This window comes from Microbispora rosea, assembly GCF_044460045.1.
Classification (GTDB): Bacteria; Actinomycetota; Actinomycetes; order Streptosporangiales; family Streptosporangiaceae; genus Microbispora; species Microbispora rosea.
Window position 1 is genome coordinate 934,428 of sequence record NZ_JBITJO010000004.1, and the last position, 12,846, is coordinate 947,273.

General features: G+C 72.5%; 9 protein-coding genes. 3 read left to right on the forward strand and 6 right to left on the reverse strand.

Annotated elements, in window-relative coordinates:
- Positions 1–132: 132 nt before the first annotated feature.
- Entirely contained in the window at positions 133–867 is a 735-nt protein-coding gene (locus ACIBK1_RS21515; protein ID WP_051761786.1) for a polysaccharide deacetylase family protein, read from the forward strand.
- Here ACIBK1_RS21515 and ACIBK1_RS21520 read toward each other — a convergent pair.
- From ACIBK1_RS21520 to ACIBK1_RS21535, 4 genes are all read right to left on the reverse strand, one after another.
- A complete protein-coding gene (locus tag ACIBK1_RS21520; protein WP_231513908.1) occupies positions 809–2,026 on the reverse strand; it encodes an acyltransferase family protein in 1,218 nt (405 codons plus the stop codon). The genes ACIBK1_RS21515 and ACIBK1_RS21520 overlap by 59 nt on opposite strands.
- 88 nt (positions 2,027–2,114) lie before the next feature.
- Entirely contained in the window at positions 2,115–3,662 is a 1,548-nt protein-coding gene (gene guaA / locus ACIBK1_RS21525) for a glutamine-hydrolyzing GMP synthase (RefSeq protein ID WP_143734055.1), read from the reverse strand.
- 98 nt (positions 3,663–3,760) lie between these two features.
- Positions 3,761–4,630: a class I SAM-dependent methyltransferase gene (locus ACIBK1_RS21530; RefSeq protein WP_396737184.1), complete on the reverse strand. Its 870-nt coding sequence runs from the start codon at positions 4,628–4,630 to the stop codon at positions 3,761–3,763.
- Positions 4,631–4,669: 39 nt separating this feature from the next.
- Complete coding sequence (locus ACIBK1_RS21535) at positions 4,670–5,395, reverse strand: TetR/AcrR family transcriptional regulator (protein ID WP_030508397.1); 726 nt, start codon at positions 5,393–5,395, stop codon at positions 4,670–4,672.
- A 102-nt stretch (positions 5,396–5,497) separates the two neighbouring features.
- Between ACIBK1_RS21535 and ACIBK1_RS21540 the strand changes: the two genes are divergently transcribed.
- Positions 5,498–7,507 (forward strand): HelD family protein, encoded by a 2,010-nt coding sequence (locus ACIBK1_RS21540; RefSeq protein WP_396737187.1) that lies wholly within the window; start codon positions 5,498–5,500, stop codon positions 7,505–7,507.
- On the opposite strand, the gene ACIBK1_RS21545 is transcribed toward ACIBK1_RS21540, so the two are convergent.
- Positions 7,504–9,216 carry an FAD-dependent oxidoreductase gene (locus tag ACIBK1_RS21545; RefSeq protein WP_396737190.1) on the reverse strand — a complete coding sequence of 571 codons (1,713 nt, stop codon included), beginning with the start codon at positions 9,214–9,216 and terminating at the stop codon, positions 7,504–7,506. The genes ACIBK1_RS21540 and ACIBK1_RS21545 overlap by 4 nt on opposite strands.
- A 16-nt stretch (positions 9,217–9,232) precedes the next feature.
- Positions 9,233–10,789 (reverse strand): succinic semialdehyde dehydrogenase, encoded by a 1,557-nt coding sequence (locus tag ACIBK1_RS21550; protein ID WP_363420263.1) that lies wholly within the window; start codon positions 10,787–10,789, stop codon positions 9,233–9,235.
- A gap of 108 nt (positions 10,790–10,897) precedes the next feature.
- Between ACIBK1_RS21550 and ACIBK1_RS21555 the strand changes: the two genes are divergently transcribed.
- On the forward strand, positions 10,898–12,844 hold the full coding sequence (locus ACIBK1_RS21555; RefSeq protein ID WP_396737193.1) for a beta-propeller domain-containing protein: 1,947 nt from the start codon (positions 10,898–10,900) through the stop codon (positions 12,842–12,844).
- Positions 12,845–12,846: the final 2 nt, after the last annotated feature.

Genomic DNA, 12,846 nt, shown 5'->3' on the forward strand with positions numbered 1-12,846 from the left:
TGGCCGAAGGTTTAATCGCTCCCGTCCCAGGTGGACGAAGGTTTCTGGCCCGTACGAAACCGGACTGAAGAGGAGGAAGCAACCCGAAGCGCGTTACGATGCCGCGTTATAGATCCCCCCGAGGAGTACCCCATGGCTGTACGTCGTCTGATCCCTCTGGCCGTCGCGTGCGTTCTCGCCGCGGCCGCCGCCACTCCTGCGCAGGCTCGCGGGACCGATGAGCCGTACTGCGCGACCCACAAATGCATCGCCCTGACCTTCGACGACGGTCCGGGGCCGTACGTGCAGACGCTGCTGAAGACCCTCTCCGAATACAAGGCGAAGGCGACGTTCTTCGTCATCGGCTCGGAGGTGAAGAAGCACCCGAAGCTCACTCAGCTGATCGCCAAGTCGGGCCACGAGATCGGCAACCACTCGTGGGACGGCACCTATCTGACCTCGCTCAAGTACGCCGATATCAACAAGAAGATCGGCGACACCCAGCGGCTGATCCAGAAGACGACGGGCAAGGCGCCGAAGCTCTTCCGCGCGCCCGGCGGGCTGCGCAACGGCGGCGTGGAGGAGATCACCGCCAAGCTCGGGCTCATCCAGGTGCCCGGCACGACCGCCACGAAGGACTACATCAAGGACTACCGGCATGTGGACTTCCTCACCAACCGGGCCCTGGACGTGGCCGGCGAGGGCGAGGTCGTGCTGATGCACGAGACGGTCAAGGAGACCGTGGAGTCGATGCCCGAGGTGCTCCAGATGCTGACGGCGGAGGGCTACAGCTTCGTCACGGTGTCCACCCTGCTCGAAGGCCAGGAGCTCACCCCGGGACAGGTATATCCCGACCAGCCGGGCGTGGAGACGACAGCCGTCCACTGATCCGGCGGCCCAGCGCCTGGGCCGGCGCCTCCACGAAGCGATAGGTCAGCCAGCTCAGCGTGAGCAGCGCGACGAGATAGCCGAGCGCGGCGGCCGCCTGACCGAGCGGCGTGAGCGACCGCAGGTCGCCCGCGAACGCGTTCAGATACTTGAGCAGCGGGTGGTGCACCAGGTAGACCGAGTAGCTGATCAGGCCGAGCCAGGTCAGCACGCCGGGGACGCGCCGCCCGCGCAGCGCCATGCCGAGCGCGAACGTCCCGCCGGCGAGGACGATCGTGGTGATCCACACGTCGGGCTGCACCCACCACCAGCCCGCCTGGATCGACCACACCGGCGCGGCGGCCACCAGGGCCGCCGCGGCCACGACCGGGCCGAGCCCGCCCGTGCCCCGCTCCCAGCGGTACAGGGCCGTCCCGGTGAACATCACCGCGAGGATGGCCGCCCCGAACCACGGCACGAAGCTGCCGAACATGAGCAGCACGAGCGCCATCAGGCCCAGCGCGTACGCCGCGACCCTGCGGAACCGGCCGGTGATCAGGCAGGCCAGCCCCGCCACGAACAGCACGCAGGCGGCGATGGCGGGCCACGGTCCCGGCAGCAGCGGCGCCGACAGCACCAGCCCGGCGGCGACCGCCACGACGCCGAACGCGATCGCCAGCGTCCCGCTGCGCCGGTGCACCCCGCCCACGAACAGCGCGGTCACCAGCAGGTAGAACACCATCTCGTAAGACAACGTCCACATCGGATCGGCGAGGGCACCGGTGTGGACGACGTCGAGCAGCATGCTCACGTGCGCGGCCACGGCCGACGGGTGCCGGGGCACCTCCTGACGCACCGGAACCCAGAACGCCATCGCGAGCACCAGGGCGATGACCAGCAGATACAGCGGATACAGCCGGAACACCCGGCTGACCCAGAACGCCCCGACCTCGCCCCTCTTCTCCAGGGACGCGGGGATGATGTATCCGCTGACCAGGAAGAAGACCAGCACGCCGTACATGCCGAGGCTGAACCAGTAGGGGCGCAACGACGGCATGAGCCAGGGCAGCGCGTGCTCGGCGACCACCGCCATCGCGCCGATCCCCCGCAGGGCGTCGAGCCAGGCGAGCCTGGTGGCCTTCGCTCCGGACCGAGCGGTGACGGGCTGAGTGGCAATCACCGCGTTACCCTATCCAGCACGGCCGGGATCAATCCGGTTGATCCCCGCTCACATCGCCGCTCGGTGGTCCGGAGTCAGTGATGCGGGGTCACTCCCACTCGATGGTGCCCGGCGGCTTGCTCGTCACGTCGAGGACCACCCGGTTGACCTCGCGGACCTCGTTGGTGATCCGGGTGGAGATGCGCGACAGCACGTCGTACGGCACCCGCGCCCAGTCGGCGGTCATGGCGTCCTCGGAGGTCACCGGCCGCAGGACGACCGGGTGGCCGTAGGTGCGGCCGTCGCCCTGCACGCCGACCGAGCGGACGTCGGCGAGCAGCACGACCGGGCACTGCCAGATGTCGCGGTCGAGACCGGCGCGGGTGAGCTCCTCACGGGCGATGGCGTCGGCCTCGCGCAGCAGGTCGAGGCGCTCGCGGGTGACCTCGCCGATGATCCGGATGCCGAGGCCGGGCCCCGGGAACGGCTGGCGCCAGACCATCGCCGCGGGCAGGCCCAGCTCCTCGCCGGCCCGCCGCACCTCGTCCTTGAACAGCGTGCGGAGCGGCTCGACCAGGTCGAACTTGAGGTCCTCGGGCAGCCCGCCCACGTTGTGGTGCGACTTGATGTTCGCGGTGCCGGTGCCGCCGCCGGACTCGACCACGTCCGGGTAGAGCGTGCCCTGCACGAGGAAGTCCACCGGCCCGTCGGCGAGGATCGCGCGCTGCTCGTCCTCGAAGACGCGGATGAACTCCCGGCCGATGATCTTCCGCTTCTCCTCCGGGTCGGTGACGCCCGACAGCGCCTTGAGGAAGCGCTCGGAGGCGTCCACGACGCGCAGCTTGACGCCGGTCACCTCGACGAAGTCGCGCTCGACCTGCTCGGCCTCGCCCTTGCGCAGCAGCCCGTGGTCGACGAAGACGCAGGTCAGCCGGTCGCCGATGGCCCGCTGCACGATCGCGGCGGCCACCGCGGAGTCGACGCCGCCCGACAGCGCGCAGATGGCCCTGCCGTCGCCCACCTGGGCGCGAACGGCCTCCACAGCGTCCTCGACGATGTTGAGCATGGTCCACGAGGGACGGCAGCCGGCCGCCTCCAGGAAGTGCTTGAGCACCTGCTGCCCGTGCTCGGAGTGGAGCACCTCGGGGTGGAACTGCACGCCGTACAGGCCGCGTGAGGGGTCCTCCATCGCGGCGACCGGGGTGGCGGCGGTGGCCGCGGTGACGGCGAACCCGGCGGGGGCGCCGACCACGGAGTCGCCGTGCGACATCCAGACGGTCTGCGCGGCGGGCAGGCCGGCGAACAGCAGGCCCTCCTGGAGAACCTTGAGCGCGGTCCCGCCGAACTCGGCGGAGTCGGTCCTGGCGACCTCGCCCCCGAGCGCCCGGGCCATGGCCTGGAAGCCGTAGCAGATGCCGAAGGTCGGCACCCCGGTCTCGAACAGGCCGTCGGGAACCGGTGGGGCGCCCTCGGCGTACACCGACGAAGGGCCGCCGGACAGGATGATCGCCTTGGGCTTCCTGGCCAGCATCTCCGACACCGGCATCGACGATGGGACGATCTCGGAGTAGACGTGGCACTCACGCACCCGTCGGGCGATCAGCTGCGCGTATTGCGCGCCGAAGTCCACGACGAGAACCGTGTCGAACTCAGACACTGGAAAGGACCCCCATGAAGGCAGCGAGGCGGTAACGCCAGTCTATCGGCGCGGTGATGCTGCCCGCCCGGACGTGCCGCCGCGGGGGACCGATCCCGTCAGGCCCTCCGGCGGGCGTGGGTGATCACCGAGATCCCGCTGCCGGCCAGGGCGTCCGCACGGTCCCGGAGGACGGCGCCGGCGGCGTCGCACTCCGGCGCCTGCTCGACCACCTCGAAGCCGTGCTCCTCCAGCAGGTCCGCCGCCTCTCGCGGGGTCAGGAACGTCAGCCAGGGCTCACCGCTCTCGGCCACCAGCGGCATCAGGGTCTCCGCGTACGCCCGGGCACGCGGGCCGCGCAGGGCCTCGGGCAGCAGGTGGTCCATGACGATCTCGCTGCCGGGGGCGAGGCGGCCGAGCCCGGCCAGTGTGCGCGCGACGGCCTCGCGGGTGAGATAGACGGTCACGCCGAGCCAACTCGCGAACGCCGGACGAGCGAGGTCGAACCCGTGCGCGACGAGCCGGTCGACCGGGCACTCCCCGGCCTCCATGTCCGCGGGGACGTACGTGAGGCAGGGCGGCGCAGGAAGGCCCGCGCGCGCGATCGCCTCCCGTTTCCAGTGCTGGGTGCCCGGGTGGTCCACCTCGAAGACCTCCACGGGAGCGCCCCGGGAACTCGCGGCCGACCTGCAGGCGTAGGTGTCCAGCCCCGCGCCGAGGATCACGTACTGGCGGACGCCCCGCCGTACGGCGGCGGCCAGGCGGTCCTCGGTGTAGCGGCTTCGCGTGACGACGGCCGCGCGCAGCCCGGCGAGGACGGGATGGCCGGCCGTCTCGCGGTGCGCGCGCACGTAGTGCTCGGCGCACTCCCCCAGCAGGGCGTACGCGAACGGGTCGCGGAAGACCACCGGCTCCCCGTCGACGATCAGGTGGGCGGCGCGTGCCGCCGCCGCGTGGAGCGCGGTCCTGCTGGGCCCGTCGGTCTGCACCCGTCGAGCGTAGACCGCCCCAGCGATCTTGGCGATGGGTCACAGACCGTGCGCCCGCGCGCCGTGCCGCAGCAGGTCGAAGGCGGTGCCGGCGGCGGCGACGGCCTCGCCGTGCACCTCGCCGGCCGTCCGGCCGGACGCCAGCGCCGCGTAGTTGTCCCTGGCCAGGATCTGCCGGACGGCGACGTACTGCGCGGCCACCAGGCGCGACGTCAGGCGCGGCACGGGACCGGGCGTGCTCGCGGGAGCGCCGGGCGCGGGGCCCACCGCCCCGCCCATCCCGCCCATCCCGCCCGTCTCGCTCATCTCGCTCACCGGCTCACTCATGGGCTCGCTCATCGCCTCCGCCAGCGCCTCGGTGTCCGCCGCGGCGTACTCGGCCACGCGGGACGCCAGGCTGGGGGTGTCGAAGACGAGGCGGTGGTAGGCCATCACCGCGGGGTGGTCGCACAGGCCGGTGGTCGGCTCGCGGGCGTCCAGCCCGGCCATGAAGGCGTCGTGCAGCGCGTCCAGCGGGGTCCGCCCGGCCGGGCGGGCACGCACCACGGCCGCCGCCTCTCCCCTGTGGTCGGAGATCCGGTCCAGGACCAGATCCTCTTTCGAGGGGAAATACCGGAACAGCGTGGGCTTGGAGACCTCCGCCGCGGCCGCGATCTCGGCGACGCCCACCTGGTCGAAGCCGTGTTCCAGGAACATCGCGATCGCGACCTCGGAGATGGCCCGGCGGGTCCGTTCCTTCTTCCGCGTCCGCAGCCCCTCGACCATGCGCACAGGCTAGCAGCCCTGCCGAGAAAAGTTAACCCGGTTGCATTTTTAACCGAGTTGCTGTTCCATGCCCGTACGGCGACCGGGGGAAGGAGACGGCGGATGACCCCGCTGGAGGAGGAGCAGGCGTACGTCGAACGCTGCAGGGAGGGCCTGCGCCGGATGCTGGACGGCGCCCGGCACAACGTGATCACCGGGGAGACCGTGGCGGGCGACCGCTACAGCGCCGAGCGGCTGGGCCGCCATCTGAAGAGCCTGGCGAAGGAGCTCGGCGAGGACGACGGAGGGCCCCCGTTCTTCGGGCGGCTCGACTTCGGCCCGGACGTGCGCGAGCACGCCGGGCAGCGCTACCACATCGGCCGACGCCACGTCTCCGCCGGCAGCGGCGGCCGTCCTCTGGTGATCGACTGGAGGGCGCCGGTCTCGCGGACGTTCTACCAGGCGTCGGCCCGGGATCCGCGGGGCGTGACCGTACGGCGGCGCTTCGGCTGGGCAGGCGGCAAGCTGACCGGATTCGAGGACGAACACCTCGATCGCGGGCCGGTCGTCGGGATCGGCTCCGGCGGCGCGGGCCGCATCCTGACGGCCGAGATCGAACGCCCCCGGGTCGGGCCGATGCGCGACATCGTCGCCACCATCCAGCCGGACCAGGACGACCTGGTCCGCGCCGGCCTGGAGGAGTCCCTGTGCGTCCAGGGCGGGCCGGGCACCGGCAAGACCGCCGTCGGCCTGCACCGCGCCGCCTACCTGCTCTACGCCCACCGCAAGCGGCTGTCGCGCGGCGGTGTACTCGTGCTCGGCCCCAACCGGGCCTTCCTCGGCTACATCTCCGCGGTGCTGCCGGCCCTGGGCGAGGTCGACGTCGAACAGACCACGCTGGACGCGCTCCTCGCCCGGGTCCCGGTCAAGGGGACCGACGGCCCGGACGCCGCCGTGGTCAAACACGACGCGCGCATGGCCGAGGTGCTGCGCAGGGCGCTCCACGGGCGCATATGCGAGCCCCCGGAGCCGCTCGCCGTGGCCGACGGCTCCTTCCGGTGGCGGGTCTCGCAGGACGAGCTGCGCCGCGTGGCCGAGCAGACCCGGCGCGAGGCGATGCCGTACGGCGTGGGCCGCGAGCGCGTCATCGCCCGCGTGGCGTCACTCGTGCGGACCCGGGCGGAGGCCCGCGGCCGCACGATCGACACGGCGTGGACGCGCCTGACCGCCCGGGCCGTCACCGCCGCCGTGGACGCCTTCTGGCCGGCCGTACGCCCGGAGGAGGTGCTGTTCGAAGTGCTCGGTGACTGCTCGGAGGCCGCCGAGGGCGTGCTCACGACGGCCGAGCGGGCGGCGATCACCTGGGCGAGACCGCCTCGCACCTATCGGAGCGCCGCCTGGACGGCGGCCGACCTGATCCTCCTCGACGAGCTCGCCGGGCTGATCGAGCGCCCGCAGGGATACGGCCACGTGATCGTCGACGAGGCGCAGGACCTGTCGCCGATGCAGTGCAGGGCCGTCGCCCGGCGCAGCGAGCACGGCTCGCTCACCGTGCTCGGCGACCTGGCGCAGGGGACGACCCCGTGGGCCGCCCGCGGCTGGGGCGAGCAGATGGCGCACCTGGGCAAGCCGGACGCCGCGATCATGTCGCTCACCACCGGTTTCCGCACGCCCGCCGCCGTCGTGGAGCTCGCCAACCGCCTGCTGGCCGAGCTCGCGGTCGACGTGCCGCCCTCCCGCTCCTTCCGGCGCGACGGACGGCTGCGCGTGCTGCGCGGGGACGACCCCGCGATCGTGACGGCGGTGCTGGAGGCGCTCGGCCACGAGGGCTCGATCGGCGTCATCGCCGCCGACGCGTCGGCCGGCCGCCTGCGCGCCGCGCTCACCGACGCCGGCCTGACCGTCGCCGACGGCCCCACGCCCGATCCGTCCGTGCGGATCTCCGTGGTGCCCGCCACCCTGTGCAAGGGCCTGGAGTACGACCACGTCGTGCTGGCCGAGCCCGCCGAGATCGTCGCGGCCGAGGAGCGCGGGCTCGGCCGGCTCTACGTGGCGCTCACCCGGGCGGTGTCCCGTCTCGACGTGGTGCACTCCCGTCCGCTGCCCGCCCCCCTCACCGGGGACGCCGTCTAACCGGCGCGCCCTTCCGCGTCCGGGGTGGGGGCGGCGCCGTGGGTGACGCCCACGATGGGCAGGCGCAGCGCGCCCGGCGCCGACGCGGGGACGACCGGCCGCACGGGCGCGACCGGCCGGAGCCGCACGTACGCGGAGCCGAGGGCGGGGCGCGGGTCCTGCTCGCCCTTGTTGGGCCACAGCGCCATCGCGCGCTCGGCCTGGGCGGTGATCGTGAGCGAGGGGTTCACGCCGAGGTTGGCCGACACGGCCGAGCCGTCCACGATGTGCAGGCCCTCGTAGCCGTAGACCCGGTGGTAGGGGTCGATCACGCCGGTCTCCGGCGAGTCGCCGATCGCGCAGCCGCCGAGGAAGTGCGCCGTCGCGGGGATGTCGAACAGGTCGAGCCAGGAACCGCCGGGAAGACCGCCGATCTCCTCGGCCGCCAGGCGGACGGCCTCGTGTCCCGCAGGGATCCAGGTGGGGTTCGGTTCGCCGTGGCCCGGGCCCGCCCGCAGTTTCCCGCCCTTCAGCGAGAGCGTGATCGAGTTGTCCTTGGCCTGCATGACGAGGGCGATGACCGCGCGCTCCGACCACCTGCGGTGGTTGAACAGCCGGGGCAGCAGGTGGGGCCGCCGCAGAGCCGCGCCGATGAACTTCAGCCAGCGCGGCGCCCGTCCGCCCCCGTCCACGAGCAGCGTGCGCAGCAGTCCCATGGCGTTGGAGCCGTCGCCGTACCGGACCGGCTCGATGTGCGTCTCGGCGTCGGGGTGGATCGAGGAGGTGATCGCCACGCCGCGGTTGAGTTTGACGCCCTTGGCGGTGAGGCGCTCGAAGCCGAGCAGGGCCTCGGAGTTCGTCCTGGTCAGCGTGCCGAGCCGGGGCGAGATCCCGGGCAGCGTGGTCGCCCTGAGCCGGTGGAGCAGGTGCTGCGTGCCGTACGTCCCCGCGGCGAAGACCACCTGCCCTGCGGTCAGCGTGCGGGTGGGGCCGAACGGCCCCGTCCGCTTCACCGTGATCTCGTAGCCGCCCTCGACGGGCCGCACGCCGGTGACGGTGGTCTCCGGGTGGACCTTCGCCCCGGCCTTCTCCGCCAGGTAGAGGTAGTTCTTGATCAGCATGTTCTTGGCGCCGTGGCGGCAGCCCGTCATGCACTCGCCGCACTCGGTGCAGCCGCGGCGGCGCGGCCCCAGGCCGCCGAAGTAGGGGTCGTCGACCTCAACACCCGGCTCGCCGAAGAACACCCCGACGGGGGCGAGACGGAAGGTGTGGGCGGCGCCCATCCGCTCGGCCACCTTCTTCATCACCTCGTCGGCCGCGGTCACCGTCGGGTTGTCCACCACCCCGAGCATCCGCCTGGCCTGGTCGTAGTAGGGCGCGAGCTCGGCCTTCCAGTCGGTGATGTGCGCCCACTGGGGATCGCTGAAGAACGGGTCGAGCGGCTCGTAGAGGGTGTTGGCGTAGACGAGCGAGCCGCCGCCCACCCCAGCACCGGCCAGCACCATCACGCCGTCGGAGCCGCGCAGGACGTGGATGCGCTGGATGCCCTTCAGGCCGAGCGCGGGCGCGAACACGAAGTCCCTGGCCCGCCAGGAGGTCTTCGGCAGGGTCGTCTCGTCGAACCGCCGGCCTGCCTCGAGGACGGCGACCGAATAGCCCTTCTCGGTGAGCCGCAGCGCGGTCACGCTCCCGCCGAACCCCGACCCGATCACCGCGACGTCGTAGTCCAACGCCCCGCCTTCCTTCTCACTTGAGGTGCAGGCGCTTCATCGTCTTGAGCAGCCCCGCGAGCGTGTCGGCGTACTTGTCGTAGGTCATGCCGAGGATCGGCTCGAAGCCCAGCCACGTGGCCTGGCTGGCCACCGTCTGGACCTCCGTGTACTTCAGCAGGCCCTCGGTCCCGTGCCGGCGGCCGAGCCCGGACGACTTCATCCCGCCCATCGGCGCGTCGTAGGAGGCGTACGCCGAGCCGTACCCCTCGTTGATGTTGACGGTGCCCGCCTTGATCCGGGCGGCGAGGCGGCGGCCCCGCGCGACGTCCCTGGTCCAGATCGAGGCGTTCAGCCCGTACGCGGTGTCGTTGGCCGCGTGGACCGCCTCGTCCTCGTCCCTGAAGCGGTAGAGCGACACGACCGGCCCGAACGTCTCGTCCCTGCAGACGGCCATGTCCTCGCCCACGCCGTCGAGGACGGTCGGCTCGTAGAAGAACGGGCCGAGGTCGGGGCGCGGCCTGCCGCCGGTCAGCACCGTGGCGCCCTTGGCCACGGCGTCCTCGACGTGCGCCGTCACCCCGTCGAGCTGCCGCTGCGAGGTGAGCGAGCCCATCTGCGGGTCCCAGTCGAGACCGGGACCGATCCTCATGTTCTCCACCGCCCGGACGAACTTGTCGCGGAAGGCGTCGGCGACCGCCTCGTGCACGTAGAGGCGCTCGATCGAGATGCACAGCTGGCCCGCGTTGGTGAAGCAGGCCCGGATCGCGCCCTGGGCGGCCACGTCGAGGTCGGCGTCGTCGAGCACGATCATCGGGTTCTTGCCGCCGAGCTCCAGCGAGCAGCCGATGAGCCGCTTGGCCGCCTCCTCGGCGATCCTGCGCCCGCCGCGCGTCGAACCGGTGAACGCGACGTAGTCGGCGCCGTCGATCAGCGGGTCGCCGACGTCCTCCGGATCGCCGAGCACGACCTGCCAGATGTCGCGCGGCATGCCCAGCTCGGCCAGCAGGTCGATCGTCCACAGCGTGGACAGCGGGGTCTGGGTGTCGGGCTTGTGCACGACCGCGTTGCCCGCGATCAGGGCGGGGACCACGTCGGTGACGCCGAGGGCCAGCGGGTAGTTCCACGGGCTGATCACCGCGACGACGCCCTTGGGATGGCGCAGCTCGGCGGTGCGGGTCGCGACCGGGAAGATGCCCTGCCTGCGCTGCGGCTCAAGCAGGCCGGGCGCCCGCCGCGCGTAGAAGAGCGTGCAGCCGGCCACGTCCACCACTTCCTCGTACGCGTGGCGCCGCGCCTTTCCCGTCTCCCACTGCACGATGTCGAGCAGCTCCTGGCGGCGGTCGAGCATCGCGTCGTGGAGCCGCAGGAAGGGCGCGATCCGCTCCCGGACCGGCAGCGCCGCCCAGGCCTCCTGCGCCGCCCTCGCCCGGGCGTACGCCGCGCGGACGTCCTCGGGGGTGGAGATCGGGACCTCGGCCAGGACCTCGCCGGTGAACGGCGCGACGATCTCCCGCGTCTTGCCCTCGGAGGAGACGTGCGTGACGATCCGGTCGACCATGGCCGCGTCGAGCGTCCGATTCATGGCACCCATGCCGGAAGAATATTCCGGTGCCCCGCTCGTGGCTACCGGTAAGTAATGCCGGAGCCCCAATCGGCCGCGGGCGTCGAACCGGGGCGGGGCGTGAACCGTCGTGGGGGCATGAGGACATCGATCCGTACGGCGGGCGTTCTCGCCGCGCTGCTGGCCATGGCAGCCACGGGCTGCGCGGGGGGCCGTACGACCCAGGAATTCCCGTCCGCTCCGGCGAACCTGACCGACAAGGTCCGGCTCGTCGCGTACGCCGACTGCGACGAGATGACGGAGGGGCTGCGGCAGGCGGCCGCGCGGAACGTGACCCCCTGGGGCTTCGGGGACGCCATGCTCTTCGCGGCCCGCTCCGACGTCGCCACCGCCAAGCGGGCGGTGCCCGACCAGCAGTCGCACTCGACCACGAACACGCACGAGGCGGGCGTGGACGAGCCCGACCTGGTCAAGACCGACGGCGACCGGGTGATCACGGTCGCCCGGGGCGTGCTGCGCGTCGTGGACGTCAGGACCCGCGAGGTCACCGGGACGCTGCGGCTGGTCTCCGAGGATCAGGCGTGGGCCCAGGCCGACCTGCTGGTCCACGGCGACCGCGCGCTCGTGCTGTTCCAGGGCGGCGGGATCATCCCGTTCGGGGCGACGGCCAGGGCCCAGGCCGGTCCCGGCGGCCCGAGGTACGTGCTCGTCGACCTGTCCGGCGAGCCGCGCGTCCTCGGCGCGATGACCGTGCACGGGCAGCACGTCGACGCCCGGCAGACCGGCTCCACGGTGCGGCTCGTCGTCCGGTCCCAGCCGGAGATCGCCTTCCCCACCCCGAAGCAGGACGAATCGGAGAAGGAACTCCTCGAAGGCAACCGCAGGGCCGTGCTGTCCGCCCCCGGCGACGCGTGGCTGCCGTCGTACGACGTCGAGTCGGGCGGCGCGAGCCGCACGGAGCGGGTCGGCTGCGACCGGGTCAGCCACCCCGACCAGTTCACCGGCACCTCGATGCTGACCATCCACACGATCGACCTGGCCGCCGCCACGCCGTTCGGCTCGCTCACGCCGATCGCGGTCGCGGCCGACGGCGACACCGTGTACGGCACGGCGGGCAGCCTCTACGTCACCAGCAATCCCCGCTGGTGGGAGGCGCGCCCGATCGACGTGGTGCCGCTGCCCGATCCGTCGGCCGCCGCGCCTGCCCCGAAGACGCCGCCCGAGCGCACGGAGGTGCACCGCTTCGACGTCTCGGCCCCCGGCGTCCCCCGCTACGCCGCGTCGGGATCTGTGCCGGGACGGCTGCTCAACCAGTACTCCCTGTCGGAGTACGACGGGCACCTGCGGGTCGCGACGACCAGCGGCGCCGAGGTGCCCGGCGCGGGCCCGGGCGCGAGCGAGAGCGGCGTGTACGTGCTCGACGCCGGCACGCTCGCCCCGGCCGGATCGGTCACGGGACTCGGCAAGGGCGAGCGGATCTACTCGGTGCGGTTCATGGACGCCCTCGGCTACGTCGTGACGTTCCGCCAGACCGATCCCCTCTACACGCTGGACCTGCGGGACCCGGCCGCGCCCAAGGTCACCGGCGAACTGAAGATCACCGGCTTCTCCGCGTACCTCCACCCGGCGGGCGAGGGGCGGCTCGTCGGCGTCGGCCAGGAGGCGAGCGAGGCGGGCCGCGCGCTCGGCACGCAGATCTCGCTGTTCGACGTCTCCGACCCGGCCGCGCCCGCGGTGCTGTCGCGGTTCCACCAGAAGGAGTCCGGCTCGGAGGCCGAGTGGGACCCGCACGCCTTCCTCTACTGGCCCGCCACCGGGCTGGCCGTGCTCCCGCTCCAGACCTGGACCGGCGGCGGAATCGGGGGCAGCGCGGCGCTCGTGCTGCGCGTCGGCGATCGGGAGATCACCAAGCTCGGCGTCGTGACCCACCCGCGGCCCGCGGCCACGGGTGGCTTCGCCCCCGCCGACCAGGGCATCCGCCGTTCCCTGGTCATCGGCGACGAGCTGTGGACCGTGTCCGGCGCCGGCCTCAAGGTCAGCGACGCCGCCACGCTGGCCGAGCGGGCGTGGATCCCCTTCGTTTGACG

What these genes read in the sequence shown, in the direction of transcription:
- ACIBK1_RS21550 (WP_363420263.1), bottom strand. Translation starts at nt 10,789, where the DNA reads ATGGGTGCCATGAATCGGACGCTCGACGCGGCCATGGTCGACCGGATC.
- ACIBK1_RS21540 (WP_396737187.1), top strand. Translation starts at nt 5,498, where the DNA reads ATGACCCCGCTGGAGGAGGAGCAGGCGTACGTCGAACGCTGCAGGGAG.
- ACIBK1_RS21535 (WP_030508397.1), bottom strand. Translation starts at nt 5,395, where the DNA reads ATGGTCGAGGGGCTGCGGACGCGGAAGAAGGAACGGACCCGCCGGGCC.
- ACIBK1_RS21515 (WP_051761786.1), top strand. Translation starts at nt 133, where the DNA reads ATGGCTGTACGTCGTCTGATCCCTCTGGCCGTCGCGTGCGTTCTCGCC.
- ACIBK1_RS21555 (WP_396737193.1), top strand. Translation starts at nt 10,898, where the DNA reads ATGAGGACATCGATCCGTACGGCGGGCGTTCTCGCCGCGCTGCTGGCC.